The organism is Methylobacterium sp. Leaf85, assembly GCF_001422125.1.
GTDB classification, from domain to species: domain Bacteria; phylum Pseudomonadota; class Alphaproteobacteria; order Rhizobiales; family Beijerinckiaceae; genus Methylobacterium; species Methylobacterium bullatum.
On sequence record NZ_LMME01000005.1, the window covers coordinates 21,307 to 37,800 of the forward strand.

Consider the following 16,494-nt stretch of genomic DNA (forward strand, 5'->3'; position numbering starts at 1 on the left):
ATGACGTCCCTTCCGCCCCTCCTCGCCTTCGACGACGTGGCCAAGAGCTTCACCCTGCACCTGCGCGGGGGCGCCGTGCTGCCGGTGATCGCCGGCGCCACCCTCGCGGTCCATCCCGGCGAATGCGTCGTGCTCGGCGGCGCCTCGGGCGCAGGCAAGTCCTCCCTCCTCAAGATGGCCTATGGCAATTACCGCTGCGACGCGGGCGCGATCCGGGTCCGCGACGGAACCCGCGTCATCGACCTCGCCACGGCCGCGCCGCGCGAGATCCTGGGCCTGCGCCGCACGACGCTGGCCTACGTCTCGCAGTTCCTGCGGGTGATCCCCCGCGTCGGCGCCCGCGCCGTGGTGGAGGCCGCGGGAATCGAAGGGGGATTGGCGCCCGAGGCGGCCCGGTCCCGCGCGGCCGACCTGCTCGCCCGCCTCAACCTGCCCGAGCGCCTGTGGGGTCTGCCGCCCGCGACCTTCTCCGGAGGCGAGCAGCAGCGGGTCAACATCGCGCGCGGTCTCATCGCCGACCGGCCCATCCTGCTCCTCGACGAGCCCACCGCCTCCCTCGATGCCGAGAATCGGGCCGTGGTGGTGGAGCTCATCGCCGAAAAGCGGGCGGCGGGCGCCGGCATCCTCGGCATCTTCCACGACGCGGATGTCCGCGAGGCGGTGGCGACGCGCATCGTCGACGTCGCAGCCTTCCGCGGGGCGATGGCCGCATGAACCGGATACAGGATCGGGAGCAGACAGGCATGACGGACCGGGTCGAGATCCTTGAGAACGCGCGCCTCGTTCTGCCCGACCGGGTCGAGACGGGCTGGCTCGCGGTTGTCGACGGGCGCATCGCCGAGATCGGCACGGGACGTGCCCCCGAGCGCGGCCTCGACTGCGCCGGCGACACGATCATCCCGGGCCTGATCGAGCTCCACACCGACCATTTGGAGAGCCACTACGCCCCGCGCCCCGGCGTGCGCTGGCACCCCCTCGGGGCGGTGCTCGCCTACGACGCGCAGATCGCTGCATCCGGCATCACCACGGTGTTCGATTCGCTGCGCGCCGGCACCGACCCGGATGGCAGCGGCCTCGGCACCGAGCTCGAGCTCCTGGCCGCCGCCCTGGCGGAGGCGCGAGGGGCGGACCTGTTCCGGGCCGAGCACCGCACGCACCTGCGCTGCGAGATCCCCTCGACCGACGTGGTCGAGACCGTGCGCGCCTTCGCCGGGCGCTATGCCATCGGCCTCCTGTCGCTGATGGACCATACGCCGGGCCAGCGCCAGTTCCGGGATGTGGCCAAGTACTACGTCTATGCCGGGCGCGGTGGCCGCTCCCTGGAGGAGATCAAGCTCAGCACCGAGCGCAAGATGCGCGATGGCCACGCCCTCAATGCCGTCAACCGCCCGGCCCTCGTCGCCCTGGCGCGGGAGCTCGGCATTCCGCTCGCCAGCCACGACGACACCACTCTGGCCGACGTCGCCCTCTCCCGCGATGAATCGGTGGCGATCGCCGAGTTTCCCACTACCCTCGAGGCGGCGGAAGCCTCGCATGCGGCCGGCATCACCGTGATGATGGGGGCGCCCAACCTGATCCGGGGCGGCTCGCATTCGGGCAACGTCGCGGCCCAGACCCTGGCGGAGGCCGGCTATCTCAGCATTCTGTCCTCGGACTACGTGCCGGCGAGCCTGCTGATGGCGGCGTTCGGATTGCCCGAGCGCGTGCCCGGCATTGCCCTGCCGGACGCCATCGCCACGGTGACGGCCAACCCCGCGCGCGCCACCGGGCTGACCGATCGCGGCCGTCTGGAGCCGGCTCTCCGCGCGGACCTCGTCCGCGTCCGTCTCGCCCGGGGCGTGCCGGTGGTGCGTCAGGTCTGGCGCGCCGGCACGCGGGTGGTGTGATGCCCGGCGGCTTCGTTCTCGTCGTCGGCCCGAGCGGGGCCGGCAAGGACACCCTGCTGCGCCTGGCACGCGAGGCCCTCGCCCACGAGTCCCGCTTCGTGTTCCCGCGTCGCCTCGTGACCCGCGCGCCCTCGGCGCACGAGGACAATGTCGCGATCTCGGAGGAGGCGTTCACGGACGGAGCGGCCTCCGGCGCCTTCGCCCTGCATTGGCGTGCGCACGGCCTCGGCTACGCCATCCCGGGCGAGACTTTGGATCACGCGCGAGCCGGACGCGTGGTGGTCTGCAACGTCTCACGCCGTATCGTCCAGGCGGCCCGCCTCGCCCAGCCGAGCGTCAGCGTCGTGTTCGTCACGGCCTCGCCCGACATCCTCGCCCGCCGTCTCGCCGCGCGGGGCCGGCCGGAGGATGGGGATTTGCGCGCCCGCCTCGACCGCGTCGTTCCGATCGAGGCCGAATGCACCATCCGGAACGATACCGACCCGGACAGCGCGGCGGCCGAGCTGATCGCGCATCTGCGCGAGCGGGCGGCCTGAAGGTTCGACTCCGGCTCCCGGCTCGCACTCCATCGAGGCCGTAGGTCCCGGGGCCGAGCCGGCGACGGAATGCCGTCGCTCTGCTTCGGCCGCCCCGCTTCATGCGAGAGGGGTAGAGCCCATCCATTGGCCAAGAGGTGTACGAGCGATGGCAGTGATCGAAACGGTGGAGGGACTCGAGCGCATCTATGGGGAGTGGGGCGCCGTCGCTGACGCGTCCACCGCCAAGGTCGCGGACCACATCACCCCGCATTACCGGCGCTTCATCGAGGTCGCGCCCTTCGCGACCCTCGCCACCGCTGGTCCCGAAGGCCTGGACTGCTCTCCCCGTGGTGATCGTCCAGGGTTCGTCCGCGTCGCTGATCCCCGCACGCTTCTCTTGCCCGATCGCCGGGGGAACAACCGGATCGACAGCCTCCGCAACGTCGTGCGCGATCCGAGGGTGGGGCTGATGTTTCTGATCCCCGGCATCGGCAACGCCCTGCGGGTGAATGGCCGAGCGGTCATCGACGACGATCGAACCCTGTGCGCGTCCTTCGCCGTCGATGGCAAAGCGCCCCGCACCGTGATGGTCATCACCGTTGGGGAGGTCTACTTCCAGTGTGCTCGCGCCCTCATCCGATCCGGCCTGTGGCAGCAGGCCAACCACGTAGACCCAAAGACACTGCCGTCGCCCGGGCAGATTCTGGCCGAACTGAGCCATGGTCGAGTCGGGGGCGAGGTCTACGATTCGACGTGGGCTGAAAAGGCCAAGCACACCATGTGGTGATCGAGGACAGGCGGGCGCAGGTCGTCAGCCACCGCCGCCGACCACCGACTCCACCGGGCCAAGATCGCGCGACGCGTGCCGCGAGTCCGGTTCCACCCGGCGACGCCAGCGTCCCGGGGTCGTGCCCTGATCCTTGGCGAAGGCGCGCGTGAAGTGGCTTTGATCGGCGAAGCCGCAGGCGAGCGCGATGTCGGCGAGCGTCCGATCTCCCTTCCGCATCATGGTCTTGGCCTGGGCGATGCGCTCCCGCGTCAGCCAAGAATGGGGGGCGATGCCGGTGGATTGGCGAAAGGCGCGCGCGAAGTGGCTGACGGAGAGCCCGCAGGATTCCGAGACCGTCTGGAGGTGGATCGGCCGGGCGAGATCGGAGCGGATATGGTCCTGGGCGCGACGGAGCTGCCAGGGAGCCAGGCCGCCGCGAACCGTCTCGGGCGCGGGCTGGAGCGACGTATAGGTCCCGAGCAGATGAGCCGCGACGGCGCGGGTCAACTGGCGGCGGATGACGTCGGCCCAGCGATCCTGCCGCGCCAGCGTTTCCCCGACACTGACGGCGAGGTTGTGCAGGGCGGGGTCCGCCAGGACCGCGCCGTAGGCCGGCACGAGTTCATCGAGGGGATCGGCGTCGAGGATGCCCAGATCCTCGGCCACCCGCTTCAGACGTCGATTGTCGAGCCCGATCAGGAGGGTTCGCTTCGGTGTTCGCACGATGCAGGTCTGGCGCAGATCATGGAGGATCGCCTCCCCCGCGCGCAGGACCATCGGGGGCTGGCCCCCCTCGACGACCTCCCGGTGCGGGGATCGCCCTTCCGTCTCGCCGAGCCGGACCTGGAGGATGAGCGCATCGTGCCGGTCGACCCGGAGGCCGCCGGCCATGCCGTCCCGCCAGCCGAGGACGATGGCGCCGTCCGACCAATCGTCGGGCCGGATTCTCGCCTGGCGGACGGAGTCATGGGACATGCCGCCGAACCGGACGTCGTGCGTCGGGGTGGGGCGGAGAGAGGCCGGCGCCGGCGGCACGGCACTCGGCGCATTCCCTTCGTGGACAAGCGTTCGAAGCATGTCTGTCTCCCATCGTACGATGGCGAGATGCTAAACGGCCAAGCTAGGACCCGTCTTTCGCGAGGCTGCGGTGGCGTGTCCAAATCCTGCTGTTCGCGGGACCGGCATTCATGAGGCATGCTGCCTGTACTCGCCCGGCGTCTTGCCGATGACGCGCTTGAAGGCCGTGTTGAACGCGCCCTGGCTCGAAAAACCGGACGACAAGGCGATGTCGACCAGCGGGATCTTGGTGTCGTTCAGCAACCGCCGTGCGCGAGCGAGTCTTTCCTCGCTGACGAAAGCATAGGGTGTCCTGCCCGTGACGCGTTTGAACATGCGGCTGAAGTGGAAGGGGCTGAGGCACGCCACGGCGGCGATCTCGGCCACGGAGAGGTCCCGTTCGAGATTGTCGCGGATGAACGCCACGGCGCGGTCGATCCGATCCGGGCCAGCGGTCTCCGGGGCGGGGCGCACGCGCGTGTCCGGCCGGTCGTGACCGTAAGCCTGCGCGACCCGCGCCGTCAGGGCGAGGGCGGCGGCCTCGACCATCATGCGGCCGGCCGAGCTTTCCCGGATCAGCTCCTGGTGGATCGAGAGCCCGATCTGGGCGAGCAACGGATCCTCGACGCCGGCGAGATAGCGTACCGTATCGGCACGGATGCGCGCATCGCCGTACAGCCCCGCGAGAGTCTCGAAGCGCTCCGCCGGCAGATAGATGTGGAGGATCTCGTCGAGGGGCGCGGAGATGTGGATGTCGTCCTCGCCGACCCCCACGGGACAGAGCCAGATCGTCCCCGCCTCCACCGGCGTCCGCTGCCGGATCCCGGCCCCCTTGCGGCTGACATGCGCATCCGGGCTGCGCCGGATCGCCAGGGTGATCTCCATCTGGGACGGGACGATGGCGGGCAGGTCGCCCGCCGGGTGGGACCGGACTTCCGCGGCGACGCCCTCCCAACGCCGCCCCGCCGACGAGGCGAAGAGACCGGCTTTCGGGAACTTGTGCGCGCCGTGCCGGTGAAGATCCATGCCGGCACCGTGCAAGCCGTGCGCGAAGACGGCTATTATACAGATGTATCGGATACCAGACGAGCTCTGTCCGCCATCGCGGCCGAGCCGGGCGGGCGAGAGGAAGCCGTCGGTCCTTTCGCGGTGGCCTGGCCGAGTCCCCACCCGATGCGGATCGCCGGGTATGGGCCATCGGAAGACGCCGAAGCTCATGTCGAGGCGAAGGCAATCGTCAAGCTTGCAATCGCCATGCGACCCAAATCGTGTATCAGGTGAACGTATTCGCATCGGCGAGGTGCGCATCGAGAACCATGCCCGAAGCGACCGTTCATATCGTCGACGATGATCCGGTGCTACGCGAAGCGCTGGTGAGCCTCTGCCTGTCCGACGGATTGGCGGCGGTCGGGCACGGAGATCCCGGCGGACTGGCGCAGTCTCTCCGGCGCCGATCCCCCGAATGCGTCCTTCTCGACGTGCGCCTCGCCGAACAGAGCGGGCTGGCCGTCCAGGACTCGTTGCGCGCGGACGGCAATACGGTCCCGATCATCTTCCTGACCGGCTACGGCACGATTCCCATGTCCGTCCGCGCCATGCGGGGCGGGGCCGTCGAGTTCCTGACCAAGCCTTTCATCGCCGAGGTTCTGCTCGCCGCCATCCGCAAGGCGCTGGCGGCCGATGCCGTCGCGCTCGCCGACCGTCGCGCCCGGGACGACCTCTCGGCCAGGCTCTCCACCCTGACGCCCCGCGAGCGCGACGTGATGCGCTGCGCCATCGGCGGGTTGATGAACAAGCAGATCGCCGCCGAACTCGGCATCACGGAGATCACCGCCAAGGTCCATAAGCGGCGCGTCATGGAGAAGATGCAGGCGCGATCCCTCGCCGACCTCGTCCGCATGGCGGATCAACTCGGCGTCGCCGCCACCCGCCAGCGCTGAGAAAGAGGGGCAGCCGAAACCTTCGTATGAGGAGGCATAACCTAAGCATCGATCCGGTGATCCGCCGTATAATATTCAGGATCCTCCGACGGGCTAAGATCCGGACATGAACTCAGGGCTGCAGCAGAGATTTCGAGCGGCTCCGTTCTGTCCTCGAAACCAGTCCGACATCAGGAGACGCACCATGATCAAGCATCTCGCTTCCATCACCCTTCTTCAGCTTGGCCTGATGGCCCCTGCCCTGGCGATGCCGGAGCATCGTCCGTCCCACACCATCGTCGAGCGGGTCGACCTGGAGAGCGCCCCGCGATCCTTCGGAGAGCCGCAGGCGTCCCGGACCATCGACAGTTCGGCCAAGGGCGGCAATGCCGACGAGACCAACCACGCGGTTCCGAACTTCGGCACCACCTCGGGCGGACCCGCCGACTGATCCTCCGACCCATCGCGCCAGCGCGGTCCTCGAACCCGGGAGAGCGGCCATGAACCTTCTCATCAGACCGTCTCTCGCGGCCATTCTGGCGCTGGTGTCGACGATGCCCTTCGCGCGATCCTCCACGCCTCCGGCGGGGCCGATCGTGTCCTCCTGGATGGCGTCGGCTCCCATTGTCGCCAGGCCCGATCGGCGCCACGCCCATCGACGCATGGATCGGCGTCCTCAGTAAGCGTCTCGCGTTCCGGCCGGCGGCGCGGGGCTCACGGTTCCGGATGCAGGAAGCCGTGGACGGCCTGGACCACCACCGACCCCTCCCCCACCCCGGAGGCGACCCGCTTCACCGAGCCCGCGCGCACGTCACCCACGGCGTAGAGACCGGGGACCACTGTGGCGTAGGGCGACAGGGCGGGCGTGCCGTCTCTCAGCAGGCCGGTCGGGACGAACCCCTTCGGATCGAGGGTGAGGCAGTCCGCGAGCCATCCGGTATTCGGCACGGCGCCGATCATGACGAAGACGTTGCCGATGACCGTCGTCTCGCTGACCCCGCTCGCCCGGTCGGTCCAGGTCACCGATGTCAGGGTGTCGTCGCCCACGAGTGCGGTGATCTCGGTCTGCGTATGCAGGGTGACGCGCGGCGACGACGCGATCCGCTGCACGAGGTAGTCGGACATCGTCGCGGCGAGGCCGTCGGCCCGCACGAGGAGGTGCACGTGCGCCACCGTGCGGGACAGGAACATCGCGGCCTGGCCGGCCGAGTTGCCGCCGCCGACCACGATCACCGCCTCGCTGGCACAGAGCTGCGCTTCCATGGCGGTGGCGGCGTAATGGATGCCCTGCCCCTCGAAATGCGCGTAGCGCGGCAGATCCAGGCGGCGATAGCGGGCGCCGGTGGCGGCGATGACGGCGCGTGCCGGGACGGCGGTGCCGTCCTCGAGGATCACCCGGAAGGGCGACCCACCGCAATCGAGCCCCGTCGCCATGCGGGAGATCGCGAGCCGCGCCCCGAACTTCTGGGCCTGGACCTGCGCGCGGCCGGCGAGGGCCTGACCGGAGATCCCTGTCGGAAAGCCGAGATAGTTCTCGATCTTCGAGGAGGTGCCGGCCTGGCCGCCGGGCGCGAGCCCTTCGATGACGATGGTGTCGAGCCCCTCCGAGGCGGCATAGACGGCGGCCGCCAGGCCCGCCGGTCCGGCACCGATCACCGCCACGTCGTAGACGCGGCCGGGATCGATCGCCTCCGTCAGCCCGAGGGCGTCCGCCAGCGCCGCGTTGGTGGGATTGCGCATCACCGCCGCGCCCGGCGCGATCACCACCGGCAGGTCGGCCTCGGTGAGGCCGAACCCGTCGAGGGCGTTGCGGGACGCCGGGTCGCTCGCGGTGTCGAGGATGCGGTGCGGGTAGGCGTTCCGGACGAGGAAGCGCTCCAGGCGGAGGGTCTCCCGCTGATGGCCGGGGCCGATCAGGACGACGCCGCCCCGCCCGTGGCGGATCAGGCCGACCCGGCGCAGGATGAAGGCCCGCATGATGATCTCGCCGATATCCGGTTCGGCGGTGACCAGGCGGCGAAAGGCGGCGCGGTCGATCCGCACCACCCGCGTCTCCACCACGGTTCGGCCGGAGACCAGGATCTCCCGGTCGTTGAACAGGTCGAGCTCGCCCGTGAACTGACCTTCGGTGTGGACGACGAAGACCCTGGCGGCCCCCTCGTGGTCGGTCTCGAACATCTCGATCCGGCCGGCGAGGACGAGGAAGAAATCCACCCGCCGCTGGCCCCTGGCGAAGATGAGCGTACCCGCCGGCAGGGTCTGCTCCATGCCGTAGTCGGCGACCCGGCTCTCCATCTCCGCGCCGAGGCGGGGGAAGGTCTGCGCCGTCCGGTCGTCGCCGTCGGATTCCGCCGGGAGGAGGGGGTCGGTCATCTCGGATCACTCCGTCTCGTCGAAGGCGAACCTGCCACCCCTGCCCCGGATGGCGTCCCGTCCCGCCGCCGCCACCGTAGCTGCAGGGACGGCACGCTCCCTGGCTTGTCCGATCACGCGATGTTTTGCACGGTCCGGCGCCAATTCCCGGCTGCCGCTCGATCGGCCGGGGTGACGCGCTCAAGAAGAGGGATGGTCCTCCGGCGAATCAGGTTTCGCAGAAGTGGCCCCCGGTTCTGCGACAAGAACCTGCGACACACCAGAGAGCGAAGCGTTGGCTCGCTAACGCGTCGCTCTGCTTGACGCGGATCGTTCAAATCATGGAACGTCCGTGCAAGACGAGTGGCCCGGCCCATGATGACTCGATGCCGGCCGGATCGGCGGTGCAGCCCGGTCCCTTCGTCGTCCACGCGAACGCCGCGCCCCCTCGCCAATAAACGACAGTATAGTTCACACGGCATGCGGTCACGCTTCATGGTCCGCTCGAACGGCCGAGGCATTCATCCGCCGTCCAGGCCGCCGGAAATGGGGAGATGGCGATGCGTCAGGCCGTTCATGCACAGGGTCCGGCGATCGTGCGCCAGACGGTCCGGTCGCTGGAGGGCGTCGGCTCCCGGTTCTCCGTCACGCTACCGTGTGCCGACCTGCCGGACGACGGGGCGCCTCGGTGCCGTGTCGAGGCCAGGGAGGGGCGATGGACGCGCCTGTCGTAGCGGCCCCCTCGCCTCCCCGTTCCGGGATCGTCCCGGACACCCGCCGGACGGGCCGGCTCCTGGGTGTCCTTGCCCTCGGTCTCGCCTTGGCGATCTTCCTCGTCGATGCGTTCACGCCCCTCGAAGGCGCGGTGGCCGTGCTCTACGTGGTCGTCGTGCTCGTCTCGGCGCGGGCGTTCCGGCGGAACGGGGTGATCCTGACGGCGTCCGGCTGCCTGCTTCTGACGGCGGTGGCCTATTTCCTGTCGCATCGCTTCTTCGACAGCGATTCGGCGCTGCTGCGCGCCCTGGTCAGCCTGGCGGCCATCGCGATCAGCGCGCTCCTGGTGCTGCGCAATCAGGCGGCGGCCCGCATCCTCGCGGAGCAGGCCGAACTGCTCGAACTCACCCACGATCCCATCTTCGTGCGCACGCCCACCGATACGGTGACGTTCTGGAACCGCGCCGCGGAAGACCTCTACGGCTGGCGCCGGGACGAGGTCCGGGGGCGCAACGTGCACGTCCTCCTGCGCACGGCCTTCCCCGGTGGCGAGGCGGCGATCAGAGACGCGCTGATGCGGAACGGGCGGTGGGAGGGCGAACTCGTCCAGACGGTGCGGTCCGGCGCCCGGGTGGTCGTCGAGAGCCGCTGGTCGCTCCAGCGCGATGCCGGCGGCCAGCCGCTCGCGGTCCTCGAGACGAACACCGACATCACCGAGCGCAAGCGCGCCCATGCGGCCCTGGCCGAGAGCGAGCGGCGCTACCGCACCATCTTCGATACGGCCCGCGTGGCGATCCTGCAGCAGGATTGGCGCGAGGTGAAGGCTGTCCTCGACGCGGTCCCGCCCGATGCGGCCACGCCTCTTCGCGCCCATCTCCACGCCCATCCGGAGGTCGTCCGCGATCTCCGCCGCAGCGTCACCATTGTCGACGCCAATGCCGAATTGCGGCGGCTGATCGGCGCCGATGCGGGCGCTGCGGCGCCGCGATCCCTCGACGCGCTCCTGTTCGAGGACGAGCCCACCTTCATCGAGGCGCTGCTGGCGCTGGCGCGGGGCGAGACCTTCTTCGAGGGCGAGACCACGATCCGCGCGCTGTCCGGCGATCCGGTGCCGATCCTCTTCGGCATCACGTTCCCGTCCCATGCGGACGGGTTCGAGGGCGTGCTGGTCTTCGCCGTGGACATCACCGAGCGCAAGCAGGCGCAGGAGGCGCTGCTGGCGGTCCAGGCCGAGCTGGCCCATACCGCGCGGGTGACGACGCTCGGCGAACTCACCGCCTCCATCGCCCATGAGGTGAACCAGCCCCTGGCGGCCATCGTCACCAATGGCGAGGCAGCCCTGCGCTGGCTGAGGCGGAGCCCGCCGGACCTCGGCGAGGTTTCGGCCGCGGTGACCCGGGTGGTGGCGAGCGGCAGCCGGGCCGGCGAGATCGTGTCCCGCATCCGGACCTTCCTCGCCAAGACGCCGCCCCCGCGCGACTGGCTCGACCTGCGTGAGATGATCGGGGAATCGGTCCTTCTCGTGGAGCGCGAGATGGTCCGCGGCGGCGTGCGCCTGATCCGCGACGTCGCCTCCGACGTGACCCTGGTGCACGGGGACCGGGTGCAGTTGCAGCAGGTGCTCATCAACCTGATGGTGAATGCGATCCAGGCCATGGCCACGGTCACCGAACGGCCCCGCCTCCTCACGATCCGTGTCGCGCCGGACGGGGCAGAGCATGTCCGCGTCACCGTCGCCGATAGCGGCGGGGGGATCGCGGCGGAGGCCGTCGAGCGGGTCTTCCAGCCGTTCTTCACCACCAAGGCGGACGGGATGGGCATGGGGCTGGCGATCTGCCGCTCGATCGTCGAGGCGCATGGGGGGCGCCTCTGGATCACCGGTCACGACGATCCGGGTGCCGCCTTCCACTTCACCATACCGACCACGGCCGAGAGGGAACCATGATCCGAGGCAACGCGGCGGGGCCGGCACGCGCGTCGGCCGCGAGGCAGACCGTCTTCGTCGTGGATGACGACCCCGATATCCGGGAGGCCCTGTCCGGCCTGCTCCGCTCCATCGATCTCGCCTGCGCCGCCTTCGCGTCGGTGGCGGAGTTCCTGGCCGCGCCGCGCCCCCTGGGCGCCGGCTGCCTCGTGGTCGATGTTCGCCTGCCGGGCGTGAGCGGCCTCGAGTTCCAGGGCCAGCTCAGCGCGCTGGGGATCGACCTGCCGATGATCCTGATGACGGGGCACGGCGATATTCCGATGACCGTGAAGGCGATGAAGGCCGGGGCGGTGGACTTCCTCGCCAAGCCGTTCCGCGAGCAGGACCTCCTCGACGCCATCGGCACCGCCCTGGCGCGCGACGCGGTCCAGCGCAGCGCGCATGCGGCCCTCGACGATCTCAGGGCCGATTACGAGACCCTCACCGCGCGTGAGCGCGAGGTGATGGCGCAGGTCACCGCCGGCCTGATGAACAAGCAGGTGGCCGGCAATCTCGGGCTCAGCGAGATCACGGTGAAGATCCACCGGGGCCACGTCATGCGCAAGATGAAGGCGCGCTCCCTGGCCGATCTGGTTCGCAGCGCCGAAGCCCTCGGCGTCTCGCATGCCGGCGGCGCGCCGACGCGGTGACCGATCCGCCGGCCATTAGCGAAAGGTGGAGGCCGGCAAACCTCCGTATGATTCCAACCCACGGTGCGAGGGACCATATCTCGGCTCGGGCCAACGTTTACCGGTCCAAGACTTCCCAGGCCAAGACTTCCCAGGCCAAGACTTCCCAGTCCAAGACTCGCCGGTCACAGGGACCGGAAGGCGAACCCGTAGGTCAATGGAATGCCAACTCTGCCTGTGATCGCGATCGTCGACGACGACGAGGACGTGCGCGTGGCGACCGGAAGCCTCGTGCGCTCCCTCGGCTACACCGCCCGTATCTACGCCTCGGCGCGTGATTTCCTCGAGAGCTGTCCGGTGGACGCGCCCGACTGCGTCATCACCGACATGCAGATGCCCGGCATGACCGGCGTGGAGATGCACCGGGGCCTGCTCGCCCTGGGGTCGCGGGTGCCGGTGATCTTCGTGACGGCGTTCCCCACCGAAGCCCTGCGCAACACCGTCCTGGCGGCGGGCGCCAGCGACTTCCTGGGCAAGCCGTGCGACGGCGCGACGATCATCCGCTCCCTGGAGCACGCCCTGATGGGCGGGTCGGCGAGGGATGCGACGGCGTGATCGGCGTCAAGCAGTGAGCGGGCGGCGACCGGCGCGCCTGTGCGTCGGCCGTCGCGAAAACCCGGCTCAGCCCTTCACGAAGGCGAGGAGGTCGGGGTTGATGACGTCGTGGTGGGTGGTGAGCATCCCGTGCGGGAATCCCGGATAGGTCTTGAGCGTGCCATTGGCCAAGAGCTTGACCGATTTCAGCGCCGCATCCGCGATCGGGACGATCTGATCGTCCTCGCCATGCAGGACCAGGGTCGGCACCGTGATGGCTTTCAGATCGTCGGTCTGGTCGGTCTCGGAGAACGCCGCGATGCCGTCGTAATGGGCCTTCGCGCTGCCCATCATGCCCTGGCGCCACCAATTCCGGATCACGCCCTGCTGCACGGTCGCGCCGTCGCGGTTGAAGCCGTAGAAGGGGCCGCTCGCCACGTCGAGGAAGAACTGCGCGCGGTTGGCGGCGGTGGCCGCGCGGAACCCGTCGAACACCGCGATCGGCAGACCCTCGGGATTGGCCTCCGTCTTGAGCATCAGCGGCGGCACCGCCGAGACCAGCACGGCCTTGGCCACGCGGCCGGCCGGCTCTCCGTGCTTGGCCACGTAGCGGGCGACCTCGCCGCCGCCGGTGGAATGGCCGATATGCACGGCGTCGCGCAGATCCAGCGACTCGCTCACCGCGAAGGCGTCGGCGGCGTAGTGATCCATGTCGTGGCCGGTATCGACCTGGGCCGAGCGGCCATGGCCGCGCCGGTCATGCGCCACGACCCGGTAGCCGTGATGCAGGAAGAACAGCATCTGCGCGTCCCAATCGTCCGACGAGAGCGGCCAGCCGTGGTGGAACACGATGGGCTGGGCGCTCTTGGGACCCCAATCCTTGAAGAAGATCTCGACGCCGTCCTGGGTGGTGACGAAGGGCATGGGAGGATGTCCGGTTCGGGAGGGGGCTGGTCCGAGCTATGGAAGCAAGGCGCCGAGCCGGCTTGACGATTCGCGTCACCGCTTGGACGAATGCGCCATTGCCGATGCCCTCGGCCGGACGGCCCTATTCGGCGAGCAGGCTTTCCAGGAAGAACACCCGCCGCGCCGTCTCATCGAGATTGCAGCTCGATGCGGCGATCAGGTCCATGGTCCCGCCTCCCCCGAAGATCATCGTCAGCTTGCAGGAGGCGGTCCTGTAGGCCAGCCAACCCCGCTGGGAATCGCGCAGCGCCGTCTTCTCCTCGTCCGTCGATTTGCGCATGAGCGCCTGATAGGCGGCGTTCAGCTTCTTGTCCTGCAGCGACAGTTCGGCGGACGCACAATCCAGCATCTCGGCCGTGACGCCACCGGACTTGTCCATGCATTTATCGTAGTCCGGTGAATAGGTCTGCGTATTCATGCCGGCGGCGTAGGACGGCTCGACGACGATGCTGCCGAGCAGGCTGACCATCACGGCGACGGGAAAGGCTAGTGTGCGAGTCATTGTGATCTTCGGTTCTCCAGACAAGAACAGCCATGATCTGACCGGTATGAAGCCGGCTCTCAGGTGGCCGTGGAAGCCGGACGTCATGGCGCCCGGTTCTGCAATGATCCCGCCCCGCTCCGCAAGGCGCTGCCGGTCGTCCCCCCGTCAGCGCATCAGCCAGGACACCAGCCAGATGCCGCCTGCAAGGACGGCCCCGAAGATCAGTGTCCGGACGAGGATGTAGACCAGCAGGATTCGTCGCGGGAAATGCGCGCGCGTGGCGGCATTCAGCATCTGCCGCACGCGTGCGACAGAGAGGATCGCGCCGAGGGCGACGATCGCCCCGATGAGAAGCTGCGTCATCGCCTCACAGCACCGCTCGGCAGGTCATCGACGGCGGTGTTGCGGCAGCGCTCGCTCGGACCGGCGGATTCCGAGGCGGGACACATCACAGCTGAGGCATGGCAGCGGGACGGGGCCGGGGCGCGGGCGCCATTTCTCGCGGGGCGGGCGGAGACGCCGGGGCTTCGATCCGCGCGGGCGGCGGGGCTTCGACGCGGGCGGGAGGTGCTGCCACGCCGGCGGCGGCGGTGGCGCCGGGCGCGTTCGCCGCCGGCGGTGGCGGAGAAGCCGGCACCTGCCGGGGCGCGGGTGTCGCCCCGCGGACCGTGTCGCGCAGGAAGTCGCCGGTGCTGGCGGCCCGCGCCGCCGGTGCCGTCGCGGTGGTCCCGGCGGCCTGGCCCGCGCCGTTGCCGCGCGGTGCGGGCGCCTGCGAGACGGCGGGAGCCTGGCGGCGTTCGCCCTCCGGCACCGTGATCCGGAAGGTGTAGGGCACCGTCGTTCCGTCGGGGAAGGTCACGGCGACGGACAGGGTATCGAGACCGGAGAAATCGGGCCGTGCGGTATAGAAGATCGACATCGAATCCTTCTTCACGTCCTCGCAGCCATCCACCTGCCGGATCGTGGCGCCCCGCTCGTCGATCTTGTTGCTGAGGATCCTGAACTCGCGGCGTATTTCGACGCGTCCGCCGCGCGGTGGCGAGACCATATCGACCAGGGCCGCCTTGGAGCGGCATCCTTGCGTCGGAAAGTAATGGGTGAAGCCCTGGAGGAAGATCCGCTGGCCCGGGCGGGCGGTCTTGTTCTCCGTCTCCGCCTGCGCCGGCAGCACGAGGCCATGCCCGAGGAGGCCGGCGAGCGCCAAGGATCGGAGGGCAAAGGATCGCAGGGCCAAGGATCGCAAGGCCAAGTTCGGGAGACGGTGTTTCATGGGGCTTCTCCTCGGCTTCGGGACGGGCGTGTCGTGGCGGGCGCTCAGCCGGGGCTGGACCGCTCCAGGACCGGCTTGCCGCCATCCGTGCGGAAGCGGACGGTGTAGGTGCTGTTGGACGTCTGGGCGCTGCACGTGATCACCACGGGACCGCCCATGGGGTTGGGCATCTCGCAGACGCCCTTGGCCTTCACGAGGAGGCTCTGGCCGCGCTCCTCGTACATGACTTCGTCGATGGGCTGACGCAGGGTGCCGCTCTCGACCCATCCCTTCGCCGATGCGAGGAAGCTGACCTCCCGGTCGTCGGTGGTTCCGAACACGAACTCGGCCCGTGCCGACCCGGTGGTGGAGGAATTCCTGGCGGTGGGGGCGCAGGACGCGGTGATGTCCTCGCCATCGACCACCAGCGATTCGCAGTGGCCCTTGAAGGTCAGCTTCAGGACCATCCCCGGCGGTGTCTCTCCCGTCTCCGTCCCCGCATTGTCCCGGGGCACGGGCGGCGAGGCCGGGCGCGCGGTCTCGGCCGGCGGCGTTTCGGCGGGCGGGGCGCGGCCCGGATCGGTACCGGGCCGGTCCGACGCGTCGCGAGGCTGTCCGGCCTGCCAGACACAGAGACGCGCCTCCGCACCCTCCCAGCACGGCCCCTTGGGCGCCAGGGTGCCGAGGGGAGCCGTCGCCTGCGGTGCGCCGGGGCGCTCATTCCACGAGGCGGTGGCCTTCTGCGGGTCCCGTGGATCGCGGGTGAGCCGCGCGATGAAGTCCAGCCCTCCCCTGGCATAGGAGCGGACCTCGAATCCGCTCGCCCCGTCCTGTCCGGCATCCACCCGGAACTGGCAGGGGCCGTCGATCCGGGCCGCGCCCCTGACCTCGATGAGACAATCGGCGGTGCGGGGCGCGCCGATCCCGGGTGCCGGCGCGACGCCGCCCCCGGCGAAACCGGGACGGCCCTCGCCGATCTTCCAGGCGCAGGTCCGGGTGCGTGGTCCCGTCCAGCAGGCCCCGCCGGAGGTGACGGCTTCGGAGGGGCCCTCGTCCGGCTTGCCGCCGGGCGTCTCGTTCCATGTCGCCGTGCCGCTTCCGGGGCTCGTCACCGCCACCACCACCCCGTAGCGGAGGTAGCCGTTCTCGTAAGTGGCGAGACGGAACCCGCCCGTCCCGTAGCTGCGCGCGTCGGTCAGGAACTCGCAGACGCCGTTGATGGCGATCCTGCCATCGGCCTCGACGTAGCAATCGGCCTTGCGGACCTTGATCTGCGCTTCGGCGCTGCCGGGTTGGACGAGGGCCAGCATGAGAATGCCCGCCAGGAGGGCGAGGCAACGGCCGACCCGCCGGCAAGGCGAGTCGGGAATGTTCGGTTCGCGATCAGCCGCCACG

Annotated in this window: 18 protein-coding genes; 10 read left to right on the forward strand and 8 right to left on the reverse strand. The window is 69.7% G+C overall.

Features of this window, described 5'->3' with window-relative positions; genetic code table 11:
- From phnL to ASF08_RS05015, 4 genes are all read left to right on the forward strand, one after another.
- Positions 1-714, forward strand: a complete 714-nt coding sequence (gene phnL, locus ASF08_RS05000) for a phosphonate C-P lyase system protein PhnL (RefSeq protein WP_018043925.1) — start codon at positions 1-3, stop codon at positions 712-714.
- Positions 715-743: 29 nt separating this feature from the next.
- On the forward strand, positions 744-1,886 hold the full coding sequence (locus ASF08_RS05005; protein WP_056142148.1) for an alpha-D-ribose 1-methylphosphonate 5-triphosphate diphosphatase: 1,143 nt from the start codon (positions 744-746) through the stop codon (positions 1,884-1,886).
- Positions 1,886-2,422 carry a phosphonate metabolism protein/1,5-bisphosphokinase (PRPP-forming) PhnN gene (phnN, locus tag ASF08_RS05010; protein ID WP_200931829.1) on the forward strand — a complete coding sequence of 179 codons (537 nt, stop codon included), beginning with the start codon at positions 1,886-1,888 and terminating at the stop codon, positions 2,420-2,422. Before ASF08_RS05005 ends, phnN begins: the two co-directional genes overlap by 1 nt.
- Positions 2,423-2,570: 148 nt before the next feature.
- Complete coding sequence (locus ASF08_RS05015; protein WP_018043928.1) at positions 2,571-3,191, forward strand: pyridoxamine 5'-phosphate oxidase family protein; 621 nt, start codon at positions 2,571-2,573, stop codon at positions 3,189-3,191.
- Positions 3,192-3,215: 24 nt separating this feature from the next.
- On the opposite strand, the gene ASF08_RS05020 is transcribed toward ASF08_RS05015, so the two are convergent.
- The gene (locus ASF08_RS05020) at positions 3,216-4,148 is read right to left on the reverse strand and encodes a helix-turn-helix domain-containing protein (protein ID WP_244474458.1); all 933 of its coding nucleotides are present in this window, start codon (positions 4,146-4,148) and stop codon (positions 3,216-3,218) included.
- Between the two features lie 210 nt (positions 4,149-4,358).
- A complete protein-coding gene (locus ASF08_RS05025) occupies positions 4,359-5,255 on the reverse strand; it encodes a helix-turn-helix domain-containing protein (protein WP_156629465.1) in 897 nt (298 codons plus the stop codon).
- Here ASF08_RS05025 and ASF08_RS24570 point away from each other — a divergent pair.
- From ASF08_RS24570 to ASF08_RS05035, 3 genes are all read left to right on the forward strand, one after another.
- Positions 5,238-5,510 carry a hypothetical protein gene (locus tag ASF08_RS24570; RefSeq protein ID WP_156629466.1) on the forward strand — a complete coding sequence of 91 codons (273 nt, stop codon included), beginning with the start codon at positions 5,238-5,240 and terminating at the stop codon, positions 5,508-5,510. The genes ASF08_RS05025 and ASF08_RS24570 overlap by 18 nt on opposite strands.
- Positions 5,511-5,545: 35 nt before the next feature.
- On the forward strand, positions 5,546-6,169 hold the full coding sequence (locus tag ASF08_RS05030; RefSeq protein ID WP_018043931.1) for a response regulator transcription factor: 624 nt from the start codon (positions 5,546-5,548) through the stop codon (positions 6,167-6,169).
- 184 nt (positions 6,170-6,353) lie between these two features.
- Positions 6,354-6,599, forward strand: coding sequence for a hypothetical protein (locus ASF08_RS05035; RefSeq protein ID WP_018043932.1), 246 nt, complete (start codon positions 6,354-6,356; stop codon positions 6,597-6,599).
- A gap of 263 nt (positions 6,600-6,862) precedes the next feature.
- On the opposite strand, the gene ASF08_RS05040 is transcribed toward ASF08_RS05035, so the two are convergent.
- On the reverse strand, positions 6,863-8,521 hold the full coding sequence (locus tag ASF08_RS05040) for an FAD-dependent oxidoreductase (RefSeq protein ID WP_056142157.1): 1,659 nt from the start codon (positions 8,519-8,521) through the stop codon (positions 6,863-6,865).
- Between the two features lie 694 nt (positions 8,522-9,215).
- Here ASF08_RS05040 and ASF08_RS05050 point away from each other — a divergent pair.
- The 3 genes from ASF08_RS05050 (at position 9,216) to ASF08_RS05060 (ending at position 12,421) form a co-directional block, all read left to right on the forward strand.
- Positions 9,216-11,159: a PAS domain-containing sensor histidine kinase gene (locus tag ASF08_RS05050; RefSeq protein WP_056142164.1), complete on the forward strand. Its 1,944-nt coding sequence runs from the start codon at positions 9,216-9,218 to the stop codon at positions 11,157-11,159.
- Positions 11,156-11,827 (forward strand): response regulator transcription factor, encoded by a 672-nt coding sequence (locus ASF08_RS05055; RefSeq protein ID WP_056142167.1) that lies wholly within the window; start codon positions 11,156-11,158, stop codon positions 11,825-11,827. Before ASF08_RS05050 ends, ASF08_RS05055 begins: the two co-directional genes overlap by 4 nt.
- A 201-nt stretch (positions 11,828-12,028) precedes the next feature.
- The gene (locus ASF08_RS05060; RefSeq protein ID WP_056142170.1) at positions 12,029-12,421 is read left to right on the forward strand and encodes a response regulator transcription factor; all 393 of its coding nucleotides are present in this window, start codon (positions 12,029-12,031) and stop codon (positions 12,419-12,421) included.
- Between the two features lie 66 nt (positions 12,422-12,487).
- Here the strand turns inward: ASF08_RS05060 and ASF08_RS05065 are convergent, their stop codons facing one another.
- From ASF08_RS05065 to ASF08_RS05085, 5 genes are all read right to left on the reverse strand, one after another.
- Entirely contained in the window at positions 12,488-13,324 is an 837-nt protein-coding gene (locus tag ASF08_RS05065; protein WP_056142173.1) for an alpha/beta fold hydrolase, read from the reverse strand.
- Positions 13,325-13,448: 124 nt separating this feature from the next.
- Positions 13,449-13,868 (reverse strand): lysozyme inhibitor LprI family protein, encoded by a 420-nt coding sequence (locus ASF08_RS05070; protein WP_018043940.1) that lies wholly within the window; start codon positions 13,866-13,868, stop codon positions 13,449-13,451.
- Positions 13,869-14,015: 147 nt separating this feature from the next.
- Positions 14,016-14,213, reverse strand: coding sequence for a hypothetical protein (locus tag ASF08_RS05075; protein WP_018043941.1), 198 nt, complete (start codon positions 14,211-14,213; stop codon positions 14,016-14,018).
- 85 nt (positions 14,214-14,298) lie between these two features.
- Positions 14,299-15,120 (reverse strand): hypothetical protein, encoded by an 822-nt coding sequence (locus ASF08_RS24575; protein WP_244474459.1) that lies wholly within the window; start codon positions 15,118-15,120, stop codon positions 14,299-14,301.
- A gap of 44 nt (positions 15,121-15,164) precedes the next feature.
- A complete protein-coding gene (locus ASF08_RS05085; protein WP_056142176.1) occupies positions 15,165-16,493 on the reverse strand; it encodes a hypothetical protein in 1,329 nt (442 codons plus the stop codon).
- Between the last annotated feature and the right edge of the window lies 1 nt (position 16,494).

Excerpts from the sequence above, each read along its gene's own strand:
- phnL (WP_018043925.1), top strand. The coding sequence starts at position 1 with ATGACGTCCCTTCCGCCCCTCCTCGCCTTCGACGACGTGGCCAAGAGC.
- ASF08_RS05005 (WP_056142148.1), top strand. The coding sequence starts at position 744 with ATGACGGACCGGGTCGAGATCCTTGAGAACGCGCGCCTCGTTCTGCCC.
- phnN (WP_200931829.1), top strand. The coding sequence starts at position 1,886 with ATGCCCGGCGGCTTCGTTCTCGTCGTCGGCCCGAGCGGGGCCGGCAAG.
- ASF08_RS05015 (WP_018043928.1), top strand. The coding sequence starts at position 2,571 with ATGGCAGTGATCGAAACGGTGGAGGGACTCGAGCGCATCTATGGGGAG.
- ASF08_RS05020 (WP_244474458.1), bottom strand. The coding sequence starts at position 4,148 with ATGTCCCATGACTCCGTCCGCCAGGCGAGAATCCGGCCCGACGATTGG.
- ASF08_RS05025 (WP_156629465.1), bottom strand. The coding sequence starts at position 5,255 with ATGGATCTTCACCGGCACGGCGCGCACAAGTTCCCGAAAGCCGGTCTC.
- ASF08_RS05030 (WP_018043931.1), top strand. The coding sequence starts at position 5,546 with ATGCCCGAAGCGACCGTTCATATCGTCGACGATGATCCGGTGCTACGC.
- ASF08_RS05035 (WP_018043932.1), top strand. The coding sequence starts at position 6,354 with ATGATCAAGCATCTCGCTTCCATCACCCTTCTTCAGCTTGGCCTGATG.
- ASF08_RS05040 (WP_056142157.1), bottom strand. The coding sequence starts at position 8,521 with ATGACCGACCCCCTCCTCCCGGCGGAATCCGACGGCGACGACCGGACG.
- ASF08_RS05050 (WP_056142164.1), top strand. The coding sequence starts at position 9,216 with ATGGACGCGCCTGTCGTAGCGGCCCCCTCGCCTCCCCGTTCCGGGATC.
- ASF08_RS05055 (WP_056142167.1), top strand. The coding sequence starts at position 11,156 with ATGATCCGAGGCAACGCGGCGGGGCCGGCACGCGCGTCGGCCGCGAGG.
- ASF08_RS05060 (WP_056142170.1), top strand. The coding sequence starts at position 12,029 with ATGCCAACTCTGCCTGTGATCGCGATCGTCGACGACGACGAGGACGTG.
- ASF08_RS05065 (WP_056142173.1), bottom strand. The coding sequence starts at position 13,324 with ATGCCCTTCGTCACCACCCAGGACGGCGTCGAGATCTTCTTCAAGGAT.
- ASF08_RS05070 (WP_018043940.1), bottom strand. The coding sequence starts at position 13,868 with ATGACTCGCACACTAGCCTTTCCCGTCGCCGTGATGGTCAGCCTGCTC.
- ASF08_RS05075 (WP_018043941.1), bottom strand. The coding sequence starts at position 14,213 with ATGACGCAGCTTCTCATCGGGGCGATCGTCGCCCTCGGCGCGATCCTC.
- ASF08_RS24575 (WP_244474459.1), bottom strand. The coding sequence starts at position 15,120 with ATGAAACACCGTCTCCCGAACTTGGCCTTGCGATCCTTGGCCCTGCGA.